This window comes from Rhizobium sp. 11_C7_N12_5 (assembly GCF_051811145.1).
In the GTDB taxonomy this organism is placed as follows: domain Bacteria; phylum Pseudomonadota; class Alphaproteobacteria; order Rhizobiales; family Rhizobiaceae; genus Rhizobium; species Rhizobium lusitanum.
This window is the reverse complement of record NZ_JBPWPY010000001.1, coordinates 2,757,674-2,783,678: the sequence shown is the minus strand read 5'-3', so window position 1 is coordinate 2,783,678 and position 26,005 is coordinate 2,757,674. Positions and strand designations below refer to the sequence as shown.

General features: G+C 60.8%; 27 protein-coding genes. 15 read left to right on the top strand and 12 right to left on the bottom strand.

Going from position 1 to position 26,005, the window contains the following annotated elements; translation table 11 throughout:
* Nucleotides 1–208 precede the first annotated feature (208 nt).
* Nucleotides 209–922 (top strand): sulfate transporter family protein, encoded by a 714-nt coding sequence (locus AB8B29_RS13705; protein WP_113118567.1) that lies wholly within the window; start codon nt 209–211, stop codon nt 920–922.
* Between the two features lie 6 nt (nt 923–928).
* Here the strand turns inward: AB8B29_RS13705 and nth are convergent, their stop codons facing one another.
* On the bottom strand, nt 929–1,708 hold the full coding sequence (gene nth / locus AB8B29_RS13700) for an endonuclease III (RefSeq protein WP_439006557.1): 780 nt from the start codon (nt 1,706–1,708) through the stop codon (nt 929–931).
* 22 nt (nt 1,709–1,730) lie between these two features.
* Between nth and AB8B29_RS13695 the strand changes: the two genes are divergently transcribed.
* Nucleotides 1,731–2,234, top strand: a complete 504-nt coding sequence (locus tag AB8B29_RS13695; RefSeq protein WP_047639009.1) for a DUF2244 domain-containing protein — start codon at nt 1,731–1,733, stop codon at nt 2,232–2,234.
* Between the two features lie 112 nt (nt 2,235–2,346).
* A complete protein-coding gene (locus AB8B29_RS13690) occupies nt 2,347–3,219 on the top strand; it encodes a bifunctional helix-turn-helix domain-containing protein/methylated-DNA--[protein]-cysteine S-methyltransferase (RefSeq protein ID WP_113118566.1) in 873 nt (290 codons plus the stop codon).
* A gap of 71 nt (nt 3,220–3,290) precedes the next feature.
* On the opposite strand, the gene AB8B29_RS13685 is transcribed toward AB8B29_RS13690, so the two are convergent.
* Complete coding sequence (locus tag AB8B29_RS13685; RefSeq protein WP_113118565.1) at nt 3,291–4,280, bottom strand: sugar-binding transcriptional regulator; 990 nt, start codon at nt 4,278–4,280, stop codon at nt 3,291–3,293.
* 503 nt (nt 4,281–4,783) lie between these two features.
* Here AB8B29_RS13685 and tal point away from each other — a divergent pair.
* On the top strand, nt 4,784–5,749 hold the full coding sequence (gene tal / locus AB8B29_RS13680; RefSeq protein WP_047555265.1) for a transaldolase: 966 nt from the start codon (nt 4,784–4,786) through the stop codon (nt 5,747–5,749).
* A gap of 108 nt (nt 5,750–5,857) precedes the next feature.
* Here tal and AB8B29_RS13675 read toward each other — a convergent pair whose 3' ends face one another.
* From AB8B29_RS13675 to AB8B29_RS13660, 4 genes are all read right to left on the bottom strand, one after another.
* On the bottom strand, nt 5,858–7,021 hold the full coding sequence (locus AB8B29_RS13675) for a CaiB/BaiF CoA transferase family protein (protein ID WP_113118564.1): 1,164 nt from the start codon (nt 7,019–7,021) through the stop codon (nt 5,858–5,860).
* A 1-nt stretch (nt 7,022) separates the two neighbouring features.
* The gene (locus AB8B29_RS13670; RefSeq protein ID WP_047555267.1) at nt 7,023–7,568 is read right to left on the bottom strand and encodes a MaoC family dehydratase; all 546 of its coding nucleotides are present in this window, start codon (nt 7,566–7,568) and stop codon (nt 7,023–7,025) included.
* A gap of 32 nt (nt 7,569–7,600) precedes the next feature.
* Complete coding sequence (locus tag AB8B29_RS13665) at nt 7,601–8,437, bottom strand: amidohydrolase family protein (RefSeq protein ID WP_113118563.1); 837 nt, start codon at nt 8,435–8,437, stop codon at nt 7,601–7,603.
* 65 nt (nt 8,438–8,502) lie between these two features.
* Nucleotides 8,503–9,294 carry an IclR family transcriptional regulator gene (locus AB8B29_RS13660; protein WP_037196575.1) on the bottom strand — a complete coding sequence of 264 codons (792 nt, stop codon included), beginning with the start codon at nt 9,292–9,294 and terminating at the stop codon, nt 8,503–8,505.
* A 213-nt stretch (nt 9,295–9,507) separates the two neighbouring features.
* Here AB8B29_RS13660 and AB8B29_RS13655 point away from each other — a divergent pair, with 213 nt between their 5' ends.
* The 11 genes from AB8B29_RS13655 to AB8B29_RS13605 all read left to right on the top strand — a co-directional run bounded on the left by AB8B29_RS13655 (nt 9,508) and on the right by AB8B29_RS13605 (nt 19,798).
* Complete coding sequence (locus tag AB8B29_RS13655) at nt 9,508–10,791, top strand: sugar ABC transporter substrate-binding protein (RefSeq protein ID WP_439006686.1); 1,284 nt, start codon at nt 9,508–9,510, stop codon at nt 10,789–10,791.
* A 187-nt stretch (nt 10,792–10,978) separates the two neighbouring features.
* Nucleotides 10,979–11,872, top strand: coding sequence for a carbohydrate ABC transporter permease (locus AB8B29_RS13650; RefSeq protein ID WP_037196258.1), 894 nt, complete (start codon nt 10,979–10,981; stop codon nt 11,870–11,872).
* A gap of 2 nt (nt 11,873–11,874) precedes the next feature.
* A complete protein-coding gene (locus tag AB8B29_RS13645) occupies nt 11,875–12,741 on the top strand; it encodes a carbohydrate ABC transporter permease (RefSeq protein WP_037196260.1) in 867 nt (288 codons plus the stop codon).
* Between the two features lie 5 nt (nt 12,742–12,746).
* Nucleotides 12,747–13,844 carry an ABC transporter ATP-binding protein gene (locus AB8B29_RS13640; protein ID WP_037196577.1) on the top strand — a complete coding sequence of 366 codons (1,098 nt, stop codon included), beginning with the start codon at nt 12,747–12,749 and terminating at the stop codon, nt 13,842–13,844.
* Nucleotides 13,845–13,855: 11 nt separating this feature from the next.
* Entirely contained in the window at nt 13,856–14,968 is a 1,113-nt protein-coding gene (locus AB8B29_RS13635) for a mandelate racemase/muconate lactonizing enzyme family protein (RefSeq protein ID WP_037196262.1), read from the top strand.
* 13 nt (nt 14,969–14,981) lie between these two features.
* Nucleotides 14,982–15,311, top strand: coding sequence for an L-rhamnose mutarotase (locus AB8B29_RS13630; protein WP_037196264.1), 330 nt, complete (start codon nt 14,982–14,984; stop codon nt 15,309–15,311).
* A 174-nt stretch (nt 15,312–15,485) separates the two neighbouring features.
* A complete protein-coding gene (locus tag AB8B29_RS13625) occupies nt 15,486–16,559 on the top strand; it encodes a Gfo/Idh/MocA family protein (RefSeq protein ID WP_037196267.1) in 1,074 nt (357 codons plus the stop codon).
* Between the two features lie 3 nt (nt 16,560–16,562).
* Nucleotides 16,563–17,024, top strand: coding sequence for a MaoC/PaaZ C-terminal domain-containing protein (locus AB8B29_RS13620; RefSeq protein ID WP_037196268.1), 462 nt, complete (start codon nt 16,563–16,565; stop codon nt 17,022–17,024).
* 13 nt (nt 17,025–17,037) lie between these two features.
* Nucleotides 17,038–18,168 (top strand): extracellular solute-binding protein, encoded by a 1,131-nt coding sequence (locus AB8B29_RS13615; protein WP_047639007.1) that lies wholly within the window; start codon nt 17,038–17,040, stop codon nt 18,166–18,168.
* Nucleotides 18,169–18,282: 114 nt separating this feature from the next.
* A complete protein-coding gene (locus tag AB8B29_RS13610) occupies nt 18,283–19,014 on the top strand; it encodes an SDR family oxidoreductase (protein WP_037196272.1) in 732 nt (243 codons plus the stop codon).
* Nucleotides 19,015–19,123: 109 nt separating this feature from the next.
* Nucleotides 19,124–19,798 (top strand): DUF1345 domain-containing protein, encoded by a 675-nt coding sequence (locus AB8B29_RS13605; protein WP_047555276.1) that lies wholly within the window; start codon nt 19,124–19,126, stop codon nt 19,796–19,798.
* A 31-nt stretch (nt 19,799–19,829) separates the two neighbouring features.
* Here AB8B29_RS13605 and AB8B29_RS13600 read toward each other — a convergent pair whose 3' ends face one another.
* From AB8B29_RS13600 to AB8B29_RS13575, 6 genes are all read right to left on the bottom strand, one after another.
* Entirely contained in the window at nt 19,830–20,003 is a 174-nt protein-coding gene (locus tag AB8B29_RS13600; RefSeq protein WP_037196276.1) for a DUF1328 domain-containing protein, read from the bottom strand.
* Nucleotides 20,004–20,354: 351 nt separating this feature from the next.
* A complete protein-coding gene (locus AB8B29_RS13595) occupies nt 20,355–21,782 on the bottom strand; it encodes a gamma-aminobutyraldehyde dehydrogenase (protein WP_113118561.1) in 1,428 nt (475 codons plus the stop codon).
* Between the two features lie 13 nt (nt 21,783–21,795).
* The gene (locus tag AB8B29_RS13590) at nt 21,796–22,611 is read right to left on the bottom strand and encodes an ABC transporter permease (protein ID WP_037196281.1); all 816 of its coding nucleotides are present in this window, start codon (nt 22,609–22,611) and stop codon (nt 21,796–21,798) included.
* Nucleotides 22,601–23,575: an ABC transporter permease gene (locus tag AB8B29_RS13585; RefSeq protein ID WP_037196283.1), complete on the bottom strand. Its 975-nt coding sequence runs from the start codon at nt 23,573–23,575 to the stop codon at nt 22,601–22,603. The genes AB8B29_RS13590 and AB8B29_RS13585 overlap by 11 nt, the downstream gene beginning before the upstream one ends.
* Nucleotides 23,572–24,558, bottom strand: coding sequence for an ABC transporter ATP-binding protein (locus tag AB8B29_RS13580; RefSeq protein WP_037196284.1), 987 nt, complete (start codon nt 24,556–24,558; stop codon nt 23,572–23,574). Before AB8B29_RS13580 ends, AB8B29_RS13585 begins: the two co-directional genes overlap by 4 nt.
* A gap of 229 nt (nt 24,559–24,787) precedes the next feature.
* Nucleotides 24,788–25,948 carry an ABC transporter substrate-binding protein gene (locus tag AB8B29_RS13575; protein ID WP_037196286.1) on the bottom strand — a complete coding sequence of 387 codons (1,161 nt, stop codon included), beginning with the start codon at nt 25,946–25,948 and terminating at the stop codon, nt 24,788–24,790.
* Nucleotides 25,949–26,005 lie beyond the last annotated feature (57 nt).

Sequence of the window (26,005 nt, the reverse complement as noted above, 5' to 3'; positions counted from 1 at the left end):
TGCTGGAACAATCGGGCGCGCAGATTTCACAAAGCCGCCGATCTTGTTTTGGTTGTTGTTCTTAATATGGCTCGCAGAATATATTAGCTTAAACTTTATTACAACAATGCAAATTTTTAATTGAGCGTATTCGTATATCGGCGGAGATATTGATATCGGCGTCGCCGATACCTAGGTGTCGGTTCACCAACCAGGAGATGTCGACCGAATGATTGTTCTTGCTGTGCGCCTTTCCCTGGCAAACCTCTTTGCACCGGAAACGCGCAACGTCTTCTGGAAGGTTCTTGGCCTGACCTTGCTGGCGCTAGCCGCGTTCTGGTTCCTGCTGCGCGGCGTGTTCAATTCTTTCGCTCTACCCTGGCTGCAGGGTTTCATGCCGTCCACTTCGGATTGGACGAGTTGGCTTACATTCTTCCTCGCCATTCTGGCCGGCATCGCGCTGGCGCTCGCAATGGCGTTGCTGATCTCGCCAGTGACGGCATTGATTGCCGGCTTGTTTCTGGACGATGTGGCCGAGGTCGTGGAAAGGCGCGACTATCCTTCCGATCCACCGGGAAAGGCCATGCCGTTCGCAGCAGCGATGAAGAGCTCGGTGCGGTTTCTGGGCGTGGTCATCGTCGGCAATATCGTGGCGCTGTTCCTGCTGTTCATTCCGGGCGTCAATCTGATCGCCTTCTTTCTGGTGAACGGCTATCTGCTCGGCCGGGAATTCTTCGAATTCGCCGCAATGCGGTTTCGTTCGCCGGAAGAGGCGCGGCAGTTCCGTGTCAAGCACGCCTTCACGGTGTTCCTCGCCGGCCTCGCGATCGCCGCTTTCCTCGCCATCCCCCTTCTCAATCTGCTGACGCCGCTATTTGCAGCTGGCATGATGGTGCATCTGCACAAGCTGATCTCGCGCCGGGAGATGGGTCTGCGCGTGTAGCGGGATCTAGCCGGCGGCTTCTGCACGGATGATCTGAGCGGGCAGTTCGACCAGCGGGGCGGGGATGTCCCAGGTCTTTTCGGGCGAGCGACAGAGATCCGCAATGACGCAACGCTCGCATTCCGGCTTGCGCGCCTTGCAGCAATAGCGCCCATGCAGGATCAGCCAATGGTGGGCGTGGTAGAGATATTGGTCAGGGACCACCTTCATCAGCCGTTGTTCGACTTCGTCGGGCGTTTTGCCGGGCGCCAACAGCAGCCGGTTGGCAATGCGGAAGATGTGCGTGTCGACGGCCATCGTCGCCTGACCGAAGGCCATCGACAGCACGACGTTCGCGGTCTTGCGGCCGACGCCCGGCAAGGTCATCAACTCTTCACGCGTCCGTGGCACCTCGCCGCCGAAATCCGTGATCAGCTTTTCCGACAGCGCCACGACGTTCTTGGCCTTGTTGCGGTAAAGGCCGATCGTCTTGATGTAGTCGCGGATGCGTTCCTCGCCGAGATCGAGCATCTTCTGTGGCGTATCGGCAATGGCGAAGAGGGCGCGGGTCGCCTTGTTGACGCCGGCATCGGTCGCCTGTGCCGATAGCGCCACGGCAACGACGAGGGTGAAGGGATTGACGTGCTCCAGCTCGCCCTTCGGCTCGGGCCGCTGAATGGAGAAGCGGCGGAAGATCTCTTCCAAATCCGCCTTCGAATAAAGGCTCTTCGACGTCGGCTTGCGGCCTGCGGTCGCATTTGACTTTTTCGCGTTTTGGGCGCTGGATTTGATCTTGGGATTTGCCATGAACGACCTATACTCAAGTCCTATGATGGAACGCAACGCCGATACTGCGGCAGACGGCAACAGGCCGGTTTTCGCCGCCGAATTGTTCCCCCATCGCTCGCTGGGACGAAAGGGGTTCAGGATCATGCTGGCCCTGGCAGGTGCCTTCTGCCTCTTCTACAGCGTTCTGTTTGTCGCGGAGGGCGCATGGCCGATCGGCCTCTTCTTCGGCGCTGATTTCTTCCTGCTCTACGGGGCTTTCTGGCTGAATTACCGTTCCGGGCGCGTGTGGGAGGAGGTCACGGTGTCGCGTACCAATGTCTCCATCCGCAAATTCTCGCCCACCGGGCGAATGGTGGAGCATCGCTTCAATCCGTTCTGGACGCGCTTCCTCGTTCGCCGCCACCATGAAATCGGCGTCGTATCCATGCATGTTCGCGACAGACACCACGATACCGATGTCGGCTCCTTCCTCAATCCGGAAGATCGGGAGAGTTTTGCCAAGGCTTTCAAGCGTGCCTTGGCGACGGTGACGCAGCGAATATGAGCGGGCCTGTCAAAACCGACGGCATCACATTTTCGCAGGCGGGCCGCCTGCGCAAGAAACGGGTGGTTTTGCCTCCGTTGCCGTGGTTTTCTCCTTTCCAAGGAGAAAGATCATGAATGCGATTGCACAGTTGAAGCACGACATCACGCCGCAAGGTCAGGACTACGAGACCGTTCGGCGGGTCATCGAGCTCATCACCGAGGAATATCGCGACCAGCCATCGCTGGAGATGCTCGCCGATCGGCTCAGCCAGTCGCCGACCCAGTTGCAGAAGACGTTCACCCGCTGGGCCGGGCTGTCGCCCAAGGCCTTTCTGCAGGCGGTGACCCTCGACCATGCCAAGCGCCTGCTGCGCCAGGAAGATCTGCCGCTTCTCGAGACCTCGTTCGAAGTCGGCCTTTCCGGCCCGAGCCGCCTGCACGATCTCTTCGTCACGCATGAGGCGATGTCGCCGGGCGAATGGAAGGCCAGGGGCAGCGGTCTGGTGATGCGCTACAGTTTCCACATCTCGCCCTTCGGTCTTGCCCTGATCATGGTCACGGAACGTGGCCTCGCCGGACTTGCCTTCAGCGATTCCGGCAATGAAAGGGCTTGCCTGGAGGACATGACCTGCCGTTGGCCGAATGCGCAATTCATCGAGGATTCGCAGGCGACGGCACCCTACGCGGCGCGCATTTTCGAACGGTCGAACTGGTCGAGCGATCAGCCGCTGCGCGTGGTGCTGATCGGCTCGGATTTCCAGCTGCGCGTCTGGGAAAGCCTGTTGAAGATTCCGATGGGCCGCGCCGTGACCTATTCAGATATCGCCAGTGATATCGGCCAGCCGACGGCGATGCGGGCGGTGGGGGCAGCCGTCGGCCGCAACCCGATCTCCTTCGTCGTGCCGTGCCATCGCGCGCTCGGCAAGAACGGCCAGCTTACCGGCTACCATTGGGGGCTGACGCGCAAGCGCGCGATGCTGGGGTGGGAAGCGGGCGACGCTTGAGGGTTGGTGTATTCTTGAAGGTTTTGAGTTTGCCGAACCTGCGTAACCCTCGCAAACACGGAATTAATTGATCAAGCCGCCTTCGCCATGGCCATCTGCAACAGCGCCTTGGCGGCACTCTCGTCCGTGATCAGCGTGTTGCAGCCGATGCGCTTGATGGTGGCGCTGATCGCCCGGGCGCGGTGCGCGCCGCCGGAAGAAAGGACGATATGCTTGGCTTTCTTCAATGTGTCGAGGTCGACGGACATGACGCGTTTGTTGATGGGGTGATCGACGGAATTGCCCTCGGCGTCGAGGAAGTTGAACATGGTATCGCAGACGCAGCCGGCGTCGATCAGCTGCTGCAACTCGCTCTTTGAAATGAAACCCTCCGACAGCGACGTCGATTGCGGGCCGATGTCGCCGCAGCTGACGATGGCCAAGTCGAGGTTCTCCGCCAGCCGGTAGATCGCTTCCAGGCCGCATTTTTCGATGAGGTTGCGCTTGGTCTCGATGGAATCGACCAGCAATGGCGCCAGGAACATGTAGCATTCCGCGCCGAGCTGGCTCGCCAGACGCCACGTGTAATCGATCGGGTTGGTCTGATGGACGGCGACGATGCCGCCGAGCAGGGAGACCACCTTGCAATTGTCACGCCGGGGAGGGCGGAAGCTTGCAAGAGAGGCCGTCATCGTCCGGCCCCAGCCGACCCCGATCGTATAATTGTCCGGGATCGCCTCCGTCAGGAACTGGCCGAGCGCCAGGCCAACGCTTTTTGCCTGCGCGTTGACGTCGCCACCGGCTGGCTCGGGAACCACGATCGCCTCGTCAAGCCCATAGGTGCGCTCCAGCTTGATTGCCAGCTCGACGCAATCGTCGATGCCTTCGGTGATCCAGATCTGCACCTCGGCGCGGCGCATCGCCTCGTCGAGCAGGCGGATGACCGTGGTGCGGCTGATACCCAGCTGTTCGGCGACATCCTTCTGCGTCAGGCCCTGGTTGTAGTAGAGCCATGCGGCGCGAAGCCTCAGGGACGAGGTCTCCGAATAGGCGGTATGCGTCCCGCGTCTCAGTTTGGCCACAGGTCCTCCGGCATGATTGTCGCATGCGCCTTTTAGCGTCATGATCGCCCCGAACAGGAATTGTGGCGATGGCGGATGACAGGGGCAGGCGAGATCGGCTCTTCTGCTGCCGATATTCTATGACATGAAACTTATGTCAATTGAATTGCACAAATGTCCTTGACTTTTCGTTGCCAGATTGCTGATAGTCGGTGCTGAGGAATTCGGTCTTGTCCAATCGAGGAGGACAATGTGCGAGTGTTGCTCCGAGCAAGTGCCAGACCGGACAGGGGACCATATAGGGCGCCCGGTGCCGGTGAAAAGCTTGTCGTCGGAAGGTTGTTTGTTCACCGCTCGGCCGTTCACCGGAAATGGAACTTTCGCGCTTTTTATCCCGTTATCAACACATAGGAGAAGGAAGGGCGCGCTCCGCCTGACGCCTTCAAGCCGTCCATCGACCGGACGGAATTTGCAGCCCGGCATCTCCCCATTCAAATGGGCCTCATTCAACAAGGATACCTGTTATGACTTCCAAGCTTGACCAACTCCGCGCCATGACCACGGTCGTGGCCGACACCGGCGATATCGAGGCTGTCGCACGCCTGAAGCCGGTGGATTGCACCACCAACCCGACCATCGTACTCAAGGCGCTCGGCACGCCGATGTTCGCCGATGCGATCAAGGAAGCCGTCGCCTGGGGCAAGAAGCAGGGCGGTGCGTCGGAAGCCGTGATTCACGCCGTGGCAGACCGTCTGGCCATCTCCGTCGGCGCTGCGCTGTCCGGCCTCGTCCCCGGCCGTGTTTCGACCGAAGTCGACGCCGACCTGTCCTTCAATACCGAAGCCTCGCTCGCCAAGGCTCGCTCCATCATCGCTTCCTACAAGGAGCGCGGCATCGAGCGCGACCGCATCCTGATCAAGCTTGCTTCCACCTGGGAAGGCATCCGCGCCGCCGAAGTGCTGCAGAAGGAAGGCATCGACTGCAACCTGACGCTGCTGTTCAGCAAGGCTCAGGCCGTTGCCTGCGCCGATGCGAAGGTCTTCCTGATCTCGCCCTTCGTCGGCCGCATCCTCGACTGGTACAAGAAGTCGACCGGCAAGGATTACACGCCGGAAGAAGATCCGGGCGTTCTGTCCGTTCGCGAGATCTACAACTACTACAAGGCCAACGACATCAAGACGATCGTCATGGGCGCCTCTTTCCGCAGCGCTGCCGAAGTCGAAGCTCTGGCCGGTTGCGATCGCCTGACGATCAGCCCGAACCTGCTCGACGAACTCGCCAAGGACGAAGGCAAGCTGGAGCGCAAGCTCTCGCCGGAAAACAAGACCGCCGTCGCCAAGATCACCGTCGACGAGAAGACCTTCCGCTGGATGATGAACGAAGACGCAATGGCCACCGAAAAGCTCTCCGAAGGCATCCGCGCCTTCGCCAAGGATCTCGGCACGCTGCGGGCCATGGTCAGCAAGGAACTGCAGCTCGCTGCTGCCTGAGGCGGTTTGGCTCTCCTTTAAGGGGAGCTGTCATTTTGAGGGGGTGCCGCAGCGATGCGGCACCCCTTTATGTTTTCGCGGGTGCGGCGGATGAGAAGTCTGAGAAGACTACCGACCCTCAATAAACTCCGCCCTGATCTTATCCGACTGACTACCGATCGCCGGCGCAGCCAATCCGTTCTTGGCTCGTTCGCCGTTCACGCGGATCGGGCTTGCCGTCGTCTGCACGGAGACGCCATCGCCGCGCGTGACGGTCTGCAGCATGTCGAGTTGGCGGAAGGCTGATGTCTGTAGCAGCTTCGGCCAGTCGAGTACTTCCGCCGCCCAGATATCGGCGGGTTCCATTATATCAAGCCATTCCCTGATCGTCTTTTGCTCAAGGCGGCTAGCGATCAGGCTCTTGATCTCGTCGCGGCGCTGAAAGGCATCGTCCGGCGTGTAGTCGGCAAGGGCAGGGAGGTTCAGCAGCGGGGCAAGCTTCGCCAGCGCCATCATCGCCAGCGCCAGCCAGCCATCGGCACAGCGATAGACACCATACGGGGCTGCGAGATAGGCGTGGGCATTTCGCACGGCGGATTTCTTGGGAAGGCGCCCGCCATCGTTCAGGTGCGTGGTCAGTACCTCGAACTGGAAATCGACCATTGCTTCCAGCAGGCTCGTTTCGACATGAACGCCGCGCCCGGTCACGCCACGCCGCACCAGGCCGGCAAGGATCGCGTGGACGAGGAGGTTGCCGGCCAGCATGTCGGCGACGGCAAGCCCGAATGGCACCGGTCCGTCATCGGCTTCGCCATTCAGCCACATGGCGCCGGAGCGGGCCTGGGCGAGCAGGTCCTGTCCCGGAAAATGCCGCCACTCGTTATCGGGGCCATAGCCGGTTATGCTGCCATAGACGATGCGTGGATTGATGGCGGCGACGGAGGCATAATCGAGGCCGATCCTCTCGATGACGCCGGGGCGGAAATTCTGGATCACGACATCGGCCTTGGCGATCAGCGTGCGCAGTTCCTGTAGATCGCTTTCATCCTTCATGTTGACGGCAAAGCTCTCCTTGCCGCGGTTAATGGCATGAAACAGCGTGGAATCGCCGCCGATCTCGGTGTCGCTGAGATAGAGCCGGCGGCAGAGATCGCCGCCGTCGGGCCGCTCGATCTTGATGACGCGCGCGCCGAGATCGCCGAGCCGCAGGGCGGCCATCGGTCCCGCAAGAAACTGGCTCATATCCAGCACGATAATGCCGGAAAGCAGGCCCTCTTCGTTTTTCGTAGTCATGTCAGGCTTTCAGCGGCGGCGCGTCCGCCGGACGGCCGTTCTTGTAGCGCACGGTCTGGATATGCTCGCAATAAAGCACCAATTCGCCTTCGCCCTTGAAGACCTCGTAAGAAGAGCGGATCAGGCCGAGTTCGGCATATTTCGGCTGCTTATCCAGATTGGTGCGGATGGTGTAGATGGTGTCGCCGATGAAGGTGGGTTTGATGAAGCGCAGCTTGTCATAACCATAGGAAAAGGCGTTGACGCAGTTGGTAGCCACAAGCCCGAGGCCGGCGGAAAAGACGAAGGCGCCGGCGACGAGCCGCTTGCCGAACAGGCCTTCGGTTTCGGCAAAGATCTGGTCGCTGACATAGGGGTGCATGTCGAGCACCAGCGCGTTGAACTGCTGGGACTCGCCCTCGGAGATCGTGCGGCGCAGCGAGCGGATCTTGTGGCCGACTTCGAAATCCTCATAGAACCAGTTTTCCGCATTCCAGACGGGAATCTCCGCGTGATCGGCCGGCATGGTTTTCGGGTATGTGCTGGATACGCCGACAGTTGCGGTCATGGCATCGTCTTTCGATGGAAATTCGTCCGGCCTCAGAGAGACCAGAGGCGCTTGGCGTTGAGATGATAAAGCCTGTTGCGTTCGTCGGCGCTGACGCCTTGCATCAGCGCATGGGTGGCGGCGACCCAGGTGGAGAGATTGCCTCCGAGGGTGCAGACCGGCCAGTCACTGCCCCAGATGACGCGGTCCCAGCCGAAGCTTGCGATGCAGTGTTCGACAAAAGGACGCAGCGTTTCGGGCGTCCAGTTGTCGGGATCGGCATAGGCCACGACACCGGAAATCTTGACGACGACATTCGGACGTCTGGCAATTTCTGTGATCCCTGACGACCAGCTCTCACTGAGCCCATCCTTGACAGCCGGCACGCCGCAGTGATCGAGAATGAAGCTGACGTCGGGGTTGAGGTCGACGAGCGCGATCGCCTTGGATATCTGGTGCGGCAGAACGCAGAGGTCGAAGGTGAGGCGAGTGCCGGCGAGCCGTTTCAGGTTCTCGCGGAACAACGCTCCTTCGGAAACATCATCCGGCACCACATGCAGCACGCGACGGAAGCCCTTGACGAAGGGATCGGCAAGCACGCGTTCGAGGTAGGCGGGAAAATCTGTACTCTCAGGACGGCAGGCGGCGATGACGCCGCGCAGGAGGCTACCCGGCTCGCGGCTCAGGCTTTTGACATAGTCCGTCTCCCGCTCGATATCGGTCTCCGCGACATCGACTTCCATGTGAAGCGTGTCGGTGATTCCGAGCCGCTTCGCCTCGCGGGCATAGTCCTCGTAGAGGCTGTCGCGATTGAGCGCGCCGGCGTCGGCCAGCCAGGGATAGGCGAGACGTTTCCGGTCGACGATGTGCAAGTGGCTGTCGAAAAGCATGGCGTTCCTCCCATACCTGCTTGCTCAACATATACTCATAGAAGAATAGTTTATTCAAATAAAAATTATAGCTCAGCCTTGTCGACCGTGCCGGCCACGGTTTCGGAGATCTGTTTTGCGGCGTCCCGCACATATTCGATGACTTGATCGTAGGTGGGCGCCTTGGGGTTGACGGGCTCGATATAAGGACAGGTAAGAGCGGCAAGCCCATTGCCGTCCATGGCCAGAACCGGCGCGGAAATGTTGCGCACGCCACTGGTCTGCAGGCTGTCCATGGTCTCATAGCCCTTTTCGCGGATGGCCCGCAGCTTCTCCTCGAGATCGGCAGGCGGCTCCTCGGCGTCCTGCTCCTGACGCCTCTGCTCGTTGATCATCATCTGCCGCTGCTTGTCATCCCGGAATGCGAGGAGGATGTGACCCGATCCGGTATTGTAGAGATTGATCTGGGCGCCGACACGGATCGAGATGCCCCAATAGGTCGGCGAATCCTGCTGGGCGATGACGACGACCGAGCCGCGGTCGTAGATCGCCAGGTGACAGGCCTGCTCGGCCCGGTTAGAAAATTCACGCATCAGCGGCGTAGCGAAGGACACGAGCCGGCGCACCGGCGCATGATAATGCGCCAGGCCGAAGAGCTTCAGCGTCAGATAGAAGCGATCGCCATCCTGCCTCTGCACGTAGCCGCGCCGCACCAGGCGGTCGAGCATACGGTAGAATTCGTTCGGGCTTTTGTTGAGCGCCTTGGCGATTTCCGCCTGCGTCAGGCCGCCATCGATCGTCGCGAGCAGCTCAAGGATATCCAGCCCCTTGTCCAATGCCGGCGCGCGATAGCGATCACTGTCGTCTTCTACATTCATCAACAGGCCCCCTGAACGAAGAAACATGAATCATCATTCATATATGAATGACTGCATTTTACAAGCGTGCGATCACGGCTTGACGGCATATGAATAAGATGTTTACTTATAAATCATTGATCCATATTTGGGTCGAGAGGACTATCGGACAAGGGGTCCGGTTTTTTGGGAGGAATTTCGATGAGGAATTGGAGGGCCGGTATTGCTGCCGGCATGATGGCATTGCTTGCGAGTACTTCGGTCTTCGCCGCCGATCTGCCCGGCAAGTTTCCGGGTGTGACGATCGACGCCAAGCTCATCGGCGGCCAGCAATATGAGCCGCTTTATGCACGCATTTCCGAGTGGGAGAAGGAAACGGGCGCCAAGGTCAACATCCTGTCCAAGAAGAACCATTTCGAGCTCGACAAGGAAATCAAGTCCGACATGGCCTCGGGCAGCATCTCCTGGTGTGTCGGCTCGAACCACTCGTCCTTCGCGCCTCAGTACCCCGACCTCTATACCGACCTCGGTAAGCTGCTGCCCAAGGAAGAAATCGGCCAGTTCGTCGATTCCACCATTCAGGCCTCGACCATCGATGGCCGCCTGATCATGCTGCCGCGCGCCCAGTTCGACGTTTCGGCGCTCTACTACCAGAAGAGCCTCTACAAAGACGAAGCCAAGAAGACGGCGTTCAAGGCGAAGTACGGCTACGATCTGGCGCCGCCGAAGACCTGGAAGGAAGTCTCCGATCAGGCAATCTTCTTCTCCAATCCACCGAACTTCTTCGGCACGCAGTTCCCCGGCAAGGAAGAGGCCATCAACGGCCGCTTCTTTGAAATGCTGGTCGCCGAGGGTGGCGAATATCTCGATAAGGACGGCAAGCCGGCCTTCAACTCCGAAGCCGGCGTGCGTGCGCTCGACTGGTTCGTGAACATGTACAAGGCAAAGGCTGTTCCTGCCGGTACGACCAATTATCTCTGGGACGATCTGGGCGCTGGCTTTGCTTCCGGGTCCATCGCGCTCGATCTCGATTGGCCGGGCTGGGCGACTTACTTCAACGATCCGAAGTCCTCGAAGGTCGCCGGCAATGTCGGCGTCGTCGTGCAGCCCGTCGGCTCCTCCGGCAAGCACACAGGCTGGTCCGGTCACCACGGCTTCTCGGTAACCGAGGCTTGCGCCCACAAGGATGCGGCTGCTTCGCTCGTCTGGTTCCTGACCAACGACGACTCGCAGAAGCTTGAAGCTGCCAACGGCACGCTGCCGACCCGCAAGGCGGTCTGGGAGTGGGACATCCAGCAGGCTGCTTCCGACCCCTACAAGAAGGAAGTGCTGAGCACCTTCCAGGAATCGATGAAGTACGCCTTCCCGGTTCCGCGCACGCCGCAATGGATCGAAATTTCCAACGTCGTCTATCCGGAACTGCAGGCGGCCATTCTCGGTGACAAAACCTCCAAGCAGGCACTCGACATCGCGGCCCAGAAGGCAACCGATGTCCTGAAGGACGCCGGCGCGCTGTAAGCGATGCAATCGAAGTCCCGCGCGGCAAGTGCGCGGGACTTCTGCAATCTGACTTCGAGAATGGCTTTCGACCAGCGCCGCAAGGAGCCGGTCTATCCAGCCGGTTTCGTGCCGGCCTCTCGTCCTCACGCAATCCATTCCAAGCAGTCCGGGCCACGCTGCCGAGGAATGCCGACAGGTGCAAACCATGTTCAAAAAGATATCTCCACCGGTCCTGCTACTTCTTCCGGCGATCATCGTTCTTGTCGCCGTGGTGCTGTTTCCGCTGCTTCTGTCCTTCTATTCGAGCTTCACGCCGTTTCGCCTGACACGGCCGGCAACGCTCTTCACCTTCATCGGCCTGCGCAATTACATCCGCATCCTCACCGATCCGGTGTTTCTGGCCGCTTTCGTGCGCACCGTCGTGCTGCTGACGATCGCGCTCAATCTGGAAATGCTGCTCGGCCTGGGATTGGCCTTGTTGGTCAACAAGGCGACGCACGGCAAGCGCATCCTGCGCACGCTGATGATGTTCCCGATGATGTTTTCGCCCGTGCTCGTCGGCTTCCAGTTCAAATTCATGTTCAACGACAATGTCGGCATCATCAACAATGCCCTGCAGTCGCTAGGCATCACAAACGATGCCATCCCCTGGCTGATCGACGGCAATCTGGCGCTGTTTTCAATCATCGTCGCGGAAGTCTGGTCGTCGACGTCAGTCTTCGCCATCCTCATTCTAGCCGGCCTGTTCGCCATGCCGCAGGAGCCGGTCGAGGCCGCCAAGGTCGATGGCTGTACCGGCTGGCAGACCTTCCGTTACGTGACCTGGCCGTTCCTGATGCCCTTTGCCTTCATTGCCATGACGATCCGTTCGCTCGACGTCGCCCGCGCCTACGACATCGTCAAGATCATGACCGATGGCGGCCCGGCGCGGCGCACGGAGCTGATCTGGACGCTGGTCGGGCGCACCGCCTATGCCGACGCGCAGATGGGTCTCGCCAACGCCATGGCCTATGTCTCGATTATCCTGTCGATCGCCTTCACAGTCTATTTCTTCCGTAAGCTGGCGCTTGCCCGCACCCAGATAGGAGCGGAGTGGTAATCATGGATCGCAACGCTCAACAACGTCTGCAGCGCCGTCTGCGCAAAGTCGCCTATCTCATCGGCCTCTTCATCGCGATGCTCATCATCTGCCTGCCGGGGCTCTGGATTATCATCAGTTCGCTGCGCCCGACGGTGGAGATCATGGCGAAGCCGCCGGTCTGGATCCCGAGGGAGCTTTCGCTGGAAGCCTACCGCTCGATGTTCAGCGGCGTCGGGCAGGGCGGCATTCCCGTCTGGGATTACTTCCGCAATTCGTTGATCATCTCCATCACGTCAACGGCCATCGCGCTCATTATCGGCATGTCCGGCGGCTATGCCTTCGCCCGCTTCCGGTTCCGCGGCAAGTCGACGGTGTTCCTGGGGCTTATGCTGACGCGCTCGGTGCCGGGCGTCGCCCTGTCGTTGCCGCTGTTCATGGTCTATGCGCGGCTCGGCATCATCGACACGCATTTCGGCCTGATCCTCACCTATGTCGCGCTGAACGTGCCCTTCACCATCTGGCTGATCGACGGCTTCTTCCGGCAGGTGCCGAAGGATCTCGCCGAGGCGGCGCAGATCGACGGCTGCACGCGCTGGCAGGCCTTCTGGCAGGTGGAGTTCCCGCTCGCCGGCCCCGGTATCGCTTCGGCCGGCATCTTCGCCTTCCTCACCTGCTGGAACGAATATGCACTGGCCTCGCAGCTCACCCGGTCGGTCGATTCGAAGACGCTGCCGGTCGGCTTGCTCGACTATACGTCCGAATTCACCATCGACTGGCGCGGCATGTGCGCGCTCGCGGTCGTGATGATCATTCCGGCGCTCGCTCTCACTTTCATCATTCAGAAGCATCTGGTGTCGGGTCTGACATTCGGTGCGGTCAAAGGTTGATCCTCATGGCTCAGGTTTCTCTCAAAAAACTCGTCAAGCGCTACGGCGCGTTGGAAATCGTCCACGGCATCGATCTCGATATCGCCGACAAGGAGTTCATCGCGCTCGTCGGTCCCTCCGGCTGCGGCAAGTCGACGACGCTACGCATGATCGCCGGCCTCGAAGAGGTTTCCGGCGGCACGATCGAGATCGGCAATACGGTCGTCAACGAGCTGCCGCCACGCGATCGCAACATCTCCATGGTGTTCCAGTCCTACGCGCTCTATCCGCATATGACGGTGCGCGAGAACATGGGCTTCTCGCTGAAGATCGCCAAGCAACCGCAGGCCGAGATCGATCGCCGCGTCAACGAGGCGGCGGCCATTCTAAGCCTCGAGGCGCTGATGGACCGCCGTCCGGCGCAGCTTTCCGGCGGCCAGCGCCAGCGCGTCGCCATGGGCCGTGCCATCGTTCGCCAGCCGGAAGTCTTCCTCTTTGACGAGCCTCTGTCGAACCTCGATGCCAAACTGCGCACGCAGATGCGCACCGAGATCAAGAAGCTGCACGCCAAGGTGCAGTCGACGGTCGTCTACGTCACGCACGACCAGGTCGAGGCCATGACGCTGGCTGACCGCATCGTCATCATGCGCGACGGCTATATCGAGCAGGTCGGCACGCCGGATGAGGTGTTCAAGAAGCCCGCCACCCGCTTCGTCGCCGGCTTTATCGGCTCGCCGCCGATGAATATCGAGGAGGCGACGGTGAAAGCTGGCGAGCTGGTGTTCAAGAACGGCGACCGGCTGCCACTGCCGGGCCAATTTTTCGGCAAGGTCAAGGAAGGCGAAAAGGTCGCCTTCGGCCTGCGGCCCGACGATATCTTCCCGACCGGCCATGGCCTGCATTCCGGTGCTGAATCGGCGGTACACGAGCTGACGCTGCCTGTCGCCATCACCGAGCCGCTCGGCAATGAAACGCTTGTTTTCGTTGAGTTCGCCGGACGCGACTGGGTGTCGCGCATGCTCAATCCGCATGCTCTGAAGAGCGGCGAGCAATTGAAGATGAGCTTCGATTTCAGCCAGGCGCATCTCTTTTCCGTCGAAACCGGCAAGAGCCTGGCAATCTGAGGAGCCGCCCCATGGCACGTATCGAGAAGATAGAACTGCGCATGGTTGACCTGCCGCCGAAGGTGAAGCGGACGGATGCGATCCAGAGTTTCGTCAGCCAGGAGACGCCGATCGTCACCATCACGGATTCCGACGGCGCCGTCGGCACCGGCTACAGCTATACGATCGGCACGGGCGGTTCGTCCGTCATGCGGCTGCTATCGGATCATCTGGTGCCGCTGCTGATCGGCGAGGATGCCGATCGCATCGAGGCGATCTGGCACAGACTGGAATTCGCCACCCACGCGACGACCATCGGTCCAATAACCGCGCTGGCGCTTGCCGCCGTCGACACGGCATTGTGGGACCTGCGGGCCAAGAAGCAGGGCTTGCCGCTCTGGAAGCTCGCCGGCGGCGCTAGGGATCGTTGCCCGCTCTATACGACCGAGGGCGGATGGCTGCATATCGAGAAGGAAGCGTTGGTCGAAGATGCCCTGCAGGCGAAGGCCAAGGGCTTTTCCGGCTCCAAGGTAAAGATCGGCAAGCCGCATGGCTCGGAGGATTATGATCGGCTTGCGGCGATGCGCCTGGCGCTCGGCTCCGGTTTCGAGATCATGACCGATTGCAATCAGGGCTTTACCGTCGATGAGGCGATCCGCCGGGCCGCGCGCCTCAAGGAGCTTGATCTCGCCTGGATCGAGGAACCGCTGCCAGCCGACGATCTTGACGGCCATATCCGGCTGACGCGATCGACACCGACGCCGATCGCGGTCGGCGAATCCATGTATTCGATCCGGCATTTCCGTGAATATATGCAGAAGGGCGCCTGCTCGATCGTGCAGGTCGACGTTGCCCGCATCGGCGGTATCACGCCCTGGCTGAAGGTCGCACATGCGGCCGAAGCCTTCGACATCCCGGTTTGCCCGCATTTCCTGATGGAGCTGCATGTCAGCCTCGCCTGCGCGGTGCCGAACGGTAAATATGTCGAATACATCCCGCAGCTCGACGATCTCACCACCAAGGGCATGGAGATCGTTGACGGCAAGGCGCTTGCACCCTCCGAGCCTGGTATCGGCATTGCCTGGGATTGGGAGGCGGTGAAGGCTCGATCGATCGGCGAATTCACCCTGGAAATTCACGGCTGAGGAGGAACTGGCCATGCAACGGATGGGTATGGTGATCGGCCTGGAGCCGGCCAAGATCGCGGAATACAAGGCGCTGCATGCGGCCGTCTGGCCCGAGATCCTGGCGCTGATCTCAGACTGCAACATCACCAACTATTCGATCTTCCTGAAGGAGCCGGAAAACCTGCTCTTCGGCTATTGGGAATATGTCGGCACGGATTTCGAGGCCGATATGCGCAAGATGGCCGCGAGCCCGAAGAACCAGGAATGGTGGTCGGTTTGTATTCCCTGCCAGAAGCCATTCGAAACCCGCAAGGAGGGCGAGTGGTGGGCCATGATGGAGGAGGTGTTTCACCTTGATTAGGGATAGGAATGGAAGGCGCCATGAAGCGGTCACCTCCCCCTTGAGGGGGGAGGTCGCGCAGTACGCGCGGGTGGGGGTGACGCTCGGGATGCACATGTCTGTCTTTCTTACACGGGGAGGGATCACCCCACCCCGGACCTTTGGTCCGACCCTCCCCCTCAAGGGGAGGGTGTAATGACCTTCGATCCCAAATCCCTCCGCCAATGGTGGCCTAAGCCTTCGAATCCCCGCCCGATCGTGATCTTCGGTGCCGGCAGCATTGTCGGCGACGCGCATCTTCCGGCCTACAAGAAGGGCGGTTTCCCGGTGGCGGGCCTTTATGACCCGAACGCCGAAAAAGCGGCGGCGTTGGCCGCTCAATGGAACATCCGCGCATTCGCCAATGAGGCCGAGGCGCTAGCCGTCGAAGGCGCGATCTTCGATCTCGCGACGCCGCCGGCCGCCCATGCGGCGATCCTTGCGAAATTGCCGCGCGGCGCTTTTGCTTTGATCCAGAAGCCGATGGGCAGCGATCTCACTGGCGCCACGGAAATCCTGCGGGTCTGCCGCGAGCGCGACATCAAGGCGGCGGTCAATTTCCAGCTGCGTTTCGCGCCGATGATGCTGGCGCTCTATGACGCGGTGGAGAAGGGCTATCTCGGCGAGGTCGTCGACTTCGACGCCTGGCTGGCGCTTGCCACGCCATGGGGGCTCTGGCCCTTCCTGAAGGGCCTGCCGCGGATCGAGATCGCCATGCACTCAATCCACTACCTCGATTTCATTCGCGGGTTGCTCGGCAATCCGCAGGGGGTCCATGCCAAGACCATCGGCCATCCCAACCACGATGTCGCCCAGACGCGGACGGCGGCGATCCTCGACTATGGCGACAAGGTGCGCTGCGTGCTGTCGGTCAATCACGACCATGATTTCGGGCGTAAGTACCAGGCGTGCGAGTTCCGCATCTCCGGCACCAAGGGGGCTGCCTATATCAAGCTCGGCGTCAATCTCGACTATCCGCGCGGCGAGCCGGACGAGCTGTGGATCCGCCCCGACGGTGGCAGCGAATGGGTGGAGGTGAAGCTCGAAGGGGCCTGGTTTCCGGATGCTTTCGTCAATCGCATGGCCAATCTGCAGCGCTTCGCCTCGGGCGAGGACAAGGTGCTGGTCGGTTCCGTCGAGGATGCCTGGCAGACCATGGCGCTGGTCGAAGCCGCCTATCAGTCGAGCGCCGCTCCGGCGACGCCGATTGCCGAACTTCCGAAGGCTTGAGGAATGTCTGAACAAACAATCCATTTCGAAGACTACGAACTCGGTCATGTCAGGGTGACCACCGGACGGACGATCACAGAGACCGATTTCGTCGTTCATGCCGGCCATACCGGCGATTTCTTTCCGCATCATATGGATGCGGAATTCGCCAAGACCTTGCCAGGTGGGCAGCGTATCGCTCATGGCACGATGATCTTTTCGATTGGCGTCGGGCTCACGGCGTCGCTCATCAATCCTGTCGCCTTTTCCTATGGCTATGACCGGCTCCGCTTCGTCCGTCCCGTGCATATCGGCGATACGATCCGCACCCGCGTCACCATATCGGCGAAGGAGGACGATCCGAAGCGGCCGGCGGCCGGCCGCGTCGTCGAGCGCTGTGAGGTGCTGAACCAGCGGGACGAAGTCGTGCTCGCCGCCGATCATATCCTGATCGTCGAGCGCAAATCGGCTACGGAGAAGGCATGATGGTGAAGCTCACATGATTAAGCTCAGGGGAATGACCTGGTCGCATCCGCGCGGCTACGATCCGATGCTGGCATGTTCGAAGATCTGGCAGGACAAGACCGGCGTCGCGATCACCTGGGAAAAGCGCTCGCTGCAGGATTTCGAGACCTTCCCGGTCGAGGAGCTTGCGGCCGCCTACGATCTTATCGTCATCGATCATCCGCATGTCGGGCAGATCATGCGCGAGAACTGCCTGCTGCCGCTCGACGATGCCGCTTATACGGACGAGATCGCCGCGATTGCCGCCGGCACGGTCGGCCGCTCCTATCCGAGCTACAACTGGCAGGGTCGGCAATGGGCCTTTCCGATCGACGCGGCGACGCAGGTGCAGGCTTACCGTCCGGATCGCCTGAGCGCCCCGGTGGCGGACCTTGCCGAGTTCGTGACGCTCGCTGCAAAGGGCAAGGCAATCCTGCCGATGCGGCCGCCGCATTCGCTAATGACCTTCATCACGCTTGCAGCTCATCTCGGCACGCCCTGCAGCATCGAGGGACCGGATTTCATCGGGAAGGCGGCTGGCGAGGCGGTGCTCGACTGGATGGCAAGGATCGTCGCCGCGATGGATGTCCGCTGCTATGAGATGGATCCGATAGCGGTGCTCGATCTGATGAGCCAACCCGACAGCCCATACGATGTGTCTCCGTTCGTCTACGGTTACGTCAACTATTCCTTCGCCGGGTTCAGGCCGGCGCGGATCGCCTTCGCCGACATGCCCGTCATCGATAGCCGAATGCCGAACGGTTCGGCGCTTGGCGGCACAGGCATTGCCGTCTCGGCCCGAACGCAAGCGCTGGAAGAGGCGAAGGCCTTTGCGCGCTGGATCGCCGGCGGCCCGGTGCAAGCAGGCATTTATGCCGCCAGCAACGGTCAGCCTGGTCATTCCGACGCCTGGGTCAGCGATGCCGTCAACGGCGCGGCGCTCGATTTCTACCGCAACACGCGCGCCACGCTGGAAGGCGCCTATGTGCGGCCGCGGCACGACGGTTACATGGCGTTCCAGAGCGAGGCGTCTGAGATGATTAGCGATGGACTGCGAACGGGCGAGCGGCATACAGTCCTCGTCGAAAAGCTCAACCGGCGCTTCGCGCGATCGTTCGAAGGTTAAGGCAAAGGCTGCGCCATCTGTTTGTTATTGCATGATCTTATCTGACATACCGCCGGTGACTTTTCCGGCGGCCGGAATGGATGAGATCATATTCCCGAGGAAAGGATCAGGATTATGGGTCACGGGTTGGAAGGCAAGAAGGTCGTCATCACGGCGGCGGGGCAGGGCATCGGCCGGGCGACGGCGGAGCGCTTCATTTCGCTCGGTGCGCATGTATACGCGACCGATATCAACGAGCAGACGCTTTCGACGCTGGAAGGCGCCAGCAAGCATGTGCTTGATGTGCTGAACAGTGCCGCGGTCAAGGCTTACGCCAGCGAAATCGGCCCCATCGACGTGCTCTTCAATTGTGCCGGCTTCGTGCATGCGGGCACGATCCTAGACTGCGAAGAGAAGGATTGGGATTTCTCCTTCAACCTCAACGCCAAGGCGATGTACACGACATGCCGCACCTTCCTGCCGGGCATGCTTGACAAGGGCAAGGGCTCGATCGTCAACATGGCTTCGGTTGCCTCCAGCGTGAAGGGCGTGCCCAACCGCTTCGCCTATTGCGCCTCGAAGGCCGCCGTTATCGGGCTTACCAAGTCGATCGCCGCCGATTTCGTCTCCAAGGGCATCCGCGCCAATGCTATCTGCCCGGGCACGGTCGACAGCCCCTCACTGCACGAGCGGCTGCGGGCAACGGGCGACTACGACAAGGCGATGAAGGATTTCATTGCACGCCAGCCGATGGGCCGGATTGCAAACGCCGAAGAGATCGCTGCGCTGGTGACCTACCTGGCTGGCGACGAGGCAGGCTTCACGACGGGCCAGATCCACGTCGTCGACGGCGGCTGGACCGGCTGAATCCCTCGCTTGACCGATAAGAGGCTCCGTATTGCGGGGCCTCCTTTTATTTGCCACTCTCGTTTGCGAATCGGTTCTGCAAGGCGATTTTCGATCGGGAGAACGGCGCATGAGCACCAACGGACTGTTGCAGCGTTCCAGGGGTCTCGTGCTGTTGCGCAAGCATCAAGTGATCCTGATTGCCGTACTCGCCGGTATCGCCGTGTTTCTGCTGCTGACCTCCAGGGATCTCGACACGAGCAATCTGCTCATCGCCTGGGATACGACTGCCGTCGTCTATATCCTCTATAGTCTCTACCGGATGCTGACGGCCAATGTGCAACGGATCCGCAAACGCTCCGCCGATCTCGATTTTTCGGACGGGTTGCTGCTGTTCCTGTCGATCGCGGCCGCGATTGCCAGCATCGGCGGTATCGTGTTGGATCTGATTGGTGTGAAGGATGCGTCGCCGGAGGTCGCATTCTTCCGCGTGATGATGGCGATCGTGACGATCCTGATTTCATGGGCGTTTCTGCACACGTTGTTTACCACCCACTATGCGCATCGCTTCTATGGCAGCCTGGGCAAGGGGCAGGGGCTTAAATTCGCCGAGCCGGTGGAAGAGCCGATCTATTGGGATTTTCTCTATTTCTCCTTCACCATCGGCGTCGCCGCGCAAACCGCCGACATCGGCGTTTCCACCGTCGGGATGCGTAAGCTGGTGCTTCTGCACGCCATCCTGTCGTTCCTGTTCAACACGACCATCCTGGCGCTCGCCATAAATGTAGGGGCGAGCCTGATCTAGGCCCGCCCTTCAAAAATAGCGGCTTATATCCTCAGACCACGGCGTTGCCGGCCATAACAGCCAGAACCAGGAACACCAGGAAGATGATCAGGAAGATGGCGAAGAGGACGCGCGCGATGGTTGCGGTTGCCGCCGACACGCCGGAAAAGCCGAAAAAGCCGCTAATCAGCGAAATAACAAAGAATATAAGTGCCCACTTCAGCATGGTGAATCTCCTCTGCGTTGCACTCCTTAAAGACGCGGAAGGACGGTAAATTGTTCCGAAGCCGTTTCGATTAAGGAGTGTTATCGCAGGTGCTGCTGAATTTGTGGCGAGTGGGGCACCCCCTCTGTCACTTCGTGACATCTCCCCCACGAGGGGGGAGATTGGTAACTTGTGGCATCCTCTCATCTCACGCCGACATTGCATCTGCTGGCACGGATGTCCCGATTTTGGTGAAGGCGGGCGTCAAACGCCCAACGATCTCCCTCCTTGTGGGAGAGATGTCCCGACAGAGAGGGAGGGGGCACAATGCTGTCCCAAATTCGGAAAACCGACCTGATCGAGATCTATGCCTCACCCATGATTGATCATCACATGTCGGACGGCCGTATAATCTTCGATAGCGTAGACTGACATATCCTTGCCATAGCCGGATTGTTTCAGGCCGCCATGCGGCATTTCGTTGACCAGCATGAAGTGGGTGTTGATCCAGGTGCAGCCATATTGCAGTCGGGCGGCCGTCCGCATTCCGCGGCTGATGTCCCTGGTCCAGACGGAGGAGGCAAGGCCGTAGTCGCTGTCATTGGCGCAGGCAACGGCGTCGTCGGGATTGGTGAAGCGCGTGACCGAGACCACAGGGCCGAAGACTTCGCGGCGGACGATCTCGTCGTCCTGCGTTGCGCCGGCAACCACGGTCGGGGCGTAGAAGAAGCCGCGCTCGCCGGAGGTCTTGCCGCCGGTGGTGATTTCCATGTGCTTGTGTTCGGCGGCGCGGGTGACGAAGCTTTCGACGCGATCCCGCTGGCGCTTGGAGATCAGCGGGCCGATCTCGTTCTCCGTGTCGTCGGCCTGGTTGAACTTGATGCTGGAGACGGCGGAAGTCAGGTCGGCGACGAAATTGTCGTAGACCTTGGCGTCGGCATAGATGCGGCAGGCGGCCGTACAGTCCTGCCCAGCATTATAATAGCCGAAGGTCCGGATGCCGGCGACAACGGCGTCGATGTCGGCGTCGTCGAAGATGACGACGGGCGCCTTGCCACCGAGTTCGAGGTGGGTGCGCTTGACGGTCTTGGCGGCAGCGGCAAGCACCTTCTTGCCGGTGGCGACATCGCCCGTTATCGAGACCATGCCGATCTTCGGATGGTTGATCAGCGCATTGCCGACGCTCTCGCCGCGACCGAGGATGACGTTGACGACGCCCTCGGGCAGGATCTCTGAGAGCAGCTTCGCCATCTTCAGCGCCGTCAGCGGCGTTTGTTCGGAGGGCTTGAAGACCACGGTGTTGCCGCCGGCAATCGCCGGCGCCAGCTTCCAGGCCATCATCATCAGCGGATAGTTCCACGGCGCGATCGAGCCGACGATGCCGATCGGGTCGCGGCGGATCATCGAGGTGTGGCCGGGCAGATACTCGCCGGCGACCGGGCCATGCAGGTTGCGCACCGCGCCGGCAAAGAAGCGGTAGCAATCGACGATGGCGGGGATCTCGTCATTAAGGACGGCATTGATGGGCTTGCCGCAGTTGAGAGCTTCGAGGGCAGCGAAGCCTTCGGCATCCCTCTCGATGGCGTCGGCGATCTTGAGGAGATAGGCCGAACGCTGGCTCGGCGTCGTCTGTGACCAGCTCGTGAAGGCCTTTTCGGCAGCATCGACGGCGGCATCGATCTGGCCGAGCGAGGCCTCCGGCAGGTCGAGCACGGTCTCGCCCGTCTTCGGGTTGAGGACATGCTCTTCCGTTTCCGTGCCGGCTTCGAAGCGGGAGCCGATCAGCATCTGGGTATCCATATTTATCTCCCTTTCATTTGCCGCCGCCGGCGATCTGGTCGCCGTCGCGGGTAAGATAGTAGGCTGCCAGGATCGGCAGGAAAGTGACAAGCACGACGACCATGGCGACGACGTTGGTCACGGGTCGCTGGCGCGGGCGGATAAGCTCCTCCAGCATCCAGATCGGCAGGGTCATCTGCTGGCCGCCGGTGAAGGTGGTGACGATGACTTCATCGAAGGACAGCGCGAAGGCGAGCATGCCGCCGGCGAGCAGCGCCGTGCCGATATTCGGCAGGATGATATGGCGGAAGGTCTGGAAGCCATCGGCGCCGAGATCCATGGACGCCTCGATCAGCGAACCGGAGGTGCGGCGGAAGCGGGCGACTGCGTTGTTATAGACAACGACGACGCAGAAGGTCGCATGGCCGAGAACGATGGTCCAGACTGAAAACGGGATGTCGAACAGGCTGAAGGCGGAACGCAGCGCAATGCCGGTGATGATGCCCGGAAGCGCGATCGGCAGGATGACCAGCAGCGAGATCGCCTCGCGGCCGAAGAACTTGGTCTGGCTGACGGCGGCGGCGCAAAGCGTGCCGAGCACGAGCGCAATGGCAGTCGCGATGGTCGCCACCTGCACCGAGAGCGCCAGGGACGACCAGATGTCCGGCCGGTTCCAGGCAATGCCGAACCATTGCAGCGTGAAGCCGGGTGGTGGCCACTGATAGCTCTTCTCCTCGGTCGTGAAGGCATAGACGAAGATCAGCAGGATCGGCAGATGCAGGAAGAGCAGGCCGCCGGCAGCGGCTGTCTTCAACGATAGGGAGGCGCGTTGGCCGCGATCAGAGCGCATCGAAAGCTCCCTGTTTCTTGGCGATCCAGAGATAGATGGCCATGATGACAATCGGCACAACCGAGAAGGCTGCGGCAAGCGGCACGTTGCCCGCGGTGCCCTGCTGCGCATAGACGGCCTGGCCGATGAAGAGGCGCGAGGAGCCGATGATCTGCGGGATGATGTAGTCGCCCAATGTCAGCGAGAAGGTGAAGATCGAGCCGGCGACGATGCCGGGCAGCGCCAGCGGCAGCAGCACGGTGCGGAAGGTCTGATTCGGCGTCGCACCAAGGTCGGACGAGGCTTCGAGCAGATTGGCCGGCACGCGCTCGAGAGCAGCCTGCGTCGGCAGAATCATATAGGGCAACCAGATATAGACGAAGACCAGGAAGGTGCCGATATAGCTCACCGACAGCGAATTGCCGCCGATGATGGGCAAAGCGAGCACGCCGTCGAGCAGCCAACCCAGATGCAGCTTGTCGAAGATCCAGGTGAGGATGCCCTCCTTGGCGAGGATCAGCTTCCAGGCGTAGACCTTCACCAGATAGCTCGACCAGAGCGGTAGCATGACGCCGAGATAGAACAGCGCCTTCCATTTTCCCTGGGCATAGCGCGCCGCATAATAGGCGATCGGGAAGGCGACGAAGGCGGAGGCTAACGTGACGAGGGCGGCCATGACCACCGTGCGGACGATGATATCGAAATTGGCTGAATTCAGCAGCTGCGCATAGGTCGAGAGCGTGAATTCGTAGTTCACCATTCCCGAGAAGTCGTCGATCGAGAAGAAGCTCTGCAGCAAGAGCGCGATCAGCGAGCCGATATAGATGACGCCGAGCCAGAGCAGCGGCGGCGTCAGCATGAGGAAGAGCAGCAGTCGCGGACGGCGCCAGAAGAGATCCGAGAGGCGGCCGAAGAAGCCGCCACGGCTCGGCAGGATCGAGGCCGGCGCTTGCGCTGACGAGGCTGGGAAGGCGGCGGCGTTCATGCGGCATCATCCATGTAGTGCACATCCGCGGGTAGCCATGCGAGGCGGACGGAAGTGCCGGTATCCGGCGTCGGCTGGCCGGCGGGCACGGTTACATGCAGGTGCGCGCCATTCGCCTCCACCGAGAGGCGGGTAGCAGCGCCGAGAAAGCTCATCGCTTTCACGGTCGCTGCCACGCCGCTCTCCTCAGTCAACCGTATTGCTTCCGGGCGCAGGCTCGCCCAACGCCGCTCGCCGCCGAGCGACGACATCATCTCAGGGGCAATGACGTTGGAAGAGCCGACGAAATCGGCGACGAAACGAGTCTTCGGCCGTTGATAGATGTCGTGCGGCGTGCCTTGCTGCACGATGCGACCATCGTTGAAGACGGCAACGCGGTCGGCCATCGAAAGCGCTTCGCCCTGATCATGGGTGACGAAGACGAAGGTGATGCCGAGTGCCCGTTGCAAGCCCTTCAGCTCCTCCTGCATCTGCTCGCGCAATTTCAGGTCCAGCGCGCCGAGCGGCTCGTCGAGGAGCAGGACTTTCGGCTTGTTGACAAGGGCGCGGGCAAGCGCCACGCGCTGGCGCTGCCCACCGGAGAGCTGACCGGGGCGGCGGGCGCCATAGCCTGGCAGCTTCACCAGTTCCAGCGCCTGCTCGGCGGCGCGTAGCCTCTCGGCCTTGCCCACACCCTTGACCATCAGGCCGTAGGCGACATTGTCGAGAATATTCAGATGCGGGAAGAGCGCATAATCCTGGAAGACCGTGTTGACGTTGCGCCGGTAAGGCGGCACGCCTTCGGCGGTCTCGCCGAAGATCTCGATATGGCCGCCTGTGGGTTGCTCGAAGCCGGCAATCAGCCTGAGGCAGGTGGTCTTGCCGGAACCGGAAGGGCCGAGCATGGCGAAGAACTCGCCGGACGCGATCTCCAGATCGACGCGATCCACAGCGCGGACCTGGCCGAAATGGCGCGACACCTGCTGGAAACGAACGGCGGTCATTGGTTTCTCCCCAAAATGGTTATGTCTTGCGCCGGCTTGATGTTCGAAGGGCGCTTGGCGGAGACACTTCTCCTTCTCCCCAGCGGGGAGAAGGTGGCCCGAAGGGTCGGATGAGGGCTAGCGCGGCATAAGCTGTCCTTCGTTTATCGCTCAGGACGTTCGTCGCTTCGCTCCTCGCCCCCTTATCTGCCCCGACGGGCATCTTCTCCCCGCTGGGGAAGAAGAGACGTCACCGCCCGCCGATCACGCCGATATAGTCGGAGACCCAGCGATGATAGGGCACGCATTCGCCCTGCGTGCCGCATTTCGCGACAGGGGTTTTCCAGAACTTGATCTTGTCGAAGTGATCGTAGCCGTTGGTGGCGCAACCACTGTCGGTCAGCAGCTCATTGCCCTTGCAGGCGGCCGGAACCGAGGGCACGGCGCCAAACCATGCTGCCGCGTCGCCCTGAACCTTGGCCTGGAGCGAATGCTCCATCCACATGTAGGCACAGTTCGGATGTTCGCTGTCGGCATGCAGCATGGTCGTATCGGCCCATCCGGTCGTTCCCTCATCCGGGAAGGTCGAGGCGATCTTCTGCTTGTCGGCCTGCAGCAGGTTCACCTGGAACGGCCAGGAGCCGGAGGCAACAACGCCTTCGTTCTTGAAGTCGTCGGTCTGGATCATCGCATCATGCCAGTAGCGGCTGACGAGCTTGCGCTGGCCGCGCAGCAGGTCGAGGGCGGCCTTGTATTGATCTTCGTTGAGCTCGTACGGGTCCTTGATGCCGAGTTCGGGCTTGTGAGCCATCAGATAGAGGGCGGCGTCGGCGATATAAATCGGGCCGTCATAGGCCTGGACGCGGCCCTTGTTGGATTTGCCGTCGGGAAGGGTCGTTTCTTCGAAAACGACGTTCCAGCTCTTCGGTGCCTCACCCTTGAAGGCGTCGGTGTTGTACATCAGCACGTTCGGCCCCCAGAGATAGGGAACGCCGTAATGGACGCCGTTCACCGTGTTCCAGGGAGCATTCTTCAGCCGGTCGTCGAGGGTCTTCCAGCTCGGGATCAGGTCGGTGTTGATCGGCTGGACGCGCTTGCCGGCGACGAGCCGCAGCGATGCGTCACCGGAGGCAGTGACGAGGTCGAAGCCGCCTTCGTTCATCAGGGCGACCATTTCGTCCGAGGTCGCGGCGGTCTTGACGCTGACCTTGCAGCCCGTTTCCTTCTCGAAACCGGTGACCCAGTCGTAATTCTTGTCGCTTTCGCCGCGCTCGATATAGCCGGCCCAGGCAACGATGCTGACGGCGCCTTCGCCCTTGCCGAGCGTCTTCAGCGGCTCAGCAGCTATGACCTGCGTGGCGAAACTTAAGCATGCGAATGCAGCCGTGCATGATTTCAGCAGATGCTTCATCGGACTCTCCCGGTTTTTGAGCCTTGATATTGGCGGAGCCAGTAGCTGGCTTTTTGT

What these genes read in the sequence shown, in the direction of transcription:
- AB8B29_RS13695 (WP_047639009.1), top strand. Translation starts at nt 1,731, where the DNA reads ATGATGGAACGCAACGCCGATACTGCGGCAGACGGCAACAGGCCGGTT.
- AB8B29_RS13650 (WP_037196258.1), top strand. Translation starts at nt 10,979, where the DNA reads ATGTTCAAAAAGATATCTCCACCGGTCCTGCTACTTCTTCCGGCGATC.
- AB8B29_RS13660 (WP_037196575.1), bottom strand. Translation starts at nt 9,294, where the DNA reads ATGAATGTAGAAGACGACAGTGATCGCTATCGCGCGCCGGCATTGGAC.
- AB8B29_RS13600 (WP_037196276.1), bottom strand. Translation starts at nt 20,003, where the DNA reads ATGCTGAAGTGGGCACTTATATTCTTTGTTATTTCGCTGATTAGCGGC.
- AB8B29_RS13690 (WP_113118566.1), top strand. Translation starts at nt 2,347, where the DNA reads ATGAATGCGATTGCACAGTTGAAGCACGACATCACGCCGCAAGGTCAG.
- AB8B29_RS13675 (WP_113118564.1), bottom strand. Translation starts at nt 7,021, where the DNA reads ATGACTACGAAAAACGAAGAGGGCCTGCTTTCCGGCATTATCGTGCTG.
- AB8B29_RS13640 (WP_037196577.1), top strand. Translation starts at nt 12,747, where the DNA reads ATGGCTCAGGTTTCTCTCAAAAAACTCGTCAAGCGCTACGGCGCGTTG.
- AB8B29_RS13635 (WP_037196262.1), top strand. Translation starts at nt 13,856, where the DNA reads ATGGCACGTATCGAGAAGATAGAACTGCGCATGGTTGACCTGCCGCCG.
- AB8B29_RS13705 (WP_113118567.1), top strand. Translation starts at nt 209, where the DNA reads ATGATTGTTCTTGCTGTGCGCCTTTCCCTGGCAAACCTCTTTGCACCG.
- AB8B29_RS13610 (WP_037196272.1), top strand. Translation starts at nt 18,283, where the DNA reads ATGGGTCACGGGTTGGAAGGCAAGAAGGTCGTCATCACGGCGGCGGGG.
- AB8B29_RS13595 (WP_113118561.1), bottom strand. Translation starts at nt 21,782, where the DNA reads ATGGATACCCAGATGCTGATCGGCTCCCGCTTCGAAGCCGGCACGGAA.
- AB8B29_RS13625 (WP_037196267.1), top strand. Translation starts at nt 15,486, where the DNA reads ATGACCTTCGATCCCAAATCCCTCCGCCAATGGTGGCCTAAGCCTTCG.
- AB8B29_RS13605 (WP_047555276.1), top strand. Translation starts at nt 19,124, where the DNA reads ATGAGCACCAACGGACTGTTGCAGCGTTCCAGGGGTCTCGTGCTGTTG.
- AB8B29_RS13670 (WP_047555267.1), bottom strand. Translation starts at nt 7,568, where the DNA reads ATGACCGCAACTGTCGGCGTATCCAGCACATACCCGAAAACCATGCCG.
- AB8B29_RS13580 (WP_037196284.1), bottom strand. Translation starts at nt 24,558, where the DNA reads ATGACCGCCGTTCGTTTCCAGCAGGTGTCGCGCCATTTCGGCCAGGTC.
- AB8B29_RS13575 (WP_037196286.1), bottom strand. Translation starts at nt 25,948, where the DNA reads ATGAAGCATCTGCTGAAATCATGCACGGCTGCATTCGCATGCTTAAGT.
- AB8B29_RS13585 (WP_037196283.1), bottom strand. Translation starts at nt 23,575, where the DNA reads ATGAACGCCGCCGCCTTCCCAGCCTCGTCAGCGCAAGCGCCGGCCTCG.
- AB8B29_RS13630 (WP_037196264.1), top strand. Translation starts at nt 14,982, where the DNA reads ATGCAACGGATGGGTATGGTGATCGGCCTGGAGCCGGCCAAGATCGCG.
- AB8B29_RS13645 (WP_037196260.1), top strand. Translation starts at nt 11,875, where the DNA reads ATGGATCGCAACGCTCAACAACGTCTGCAGCGCCGTCTGCGCAAAGTC.
- AB8B29_RS13590 (WP_037196281.1), bottom strand. Translation starts at nt 22,611, where the DNA reads ATGCGCTCTGATCGCGGCCAACGCGCCTCCCTATCGTTGAAGACAGCC.
- nth (WP_439006557.1), bottom strand. Translation starts at nt 1,708, where the DNA reads ATGGCAAATCCCAAGATCAAATCCAGCGCCCAAAACGCGAAAAAGTCA.
- AB8B29_RS13620 (WP_037196268.1), top strand. Translation starts at nt 16,563, where the DNA reads ATGTCTGAACAAACAATCCATTTCGAAGACTACGAACTCGGTCATGTC.
- AB8B29_RS13655 (WP_439006686.1), top strand. Translation starts at nt 9,508, where the DNA reads ATGATGGCATTGCTTGCGAGTACTTCGGTCTTCGCCGCCGATCTGCCC.
- tal (WP_047555265.1), top strand. Translation starts at nt 4,784, where the DNA reads ATGACTTCCAAGCTTGACCAACTCCGCGCCATGACCACGGTCGTGGCC.
- AB8B29_RS13665 (WP_113118563.1), bottom strand. Translation starts at nt 8,437, where the DNA reads ATGCTTTTCGACAGCCACTTGCACATCGTCGACCGGAAACGTCTCGCC.
- AB8B29_RS13615 (WP_047639007.1), top strand. Translation starts at nt 17,038, where the DNA reads ATGATTAAGCTCAGGGGAATGACCTGGTCGCATCCGCGCGGCTACGAT.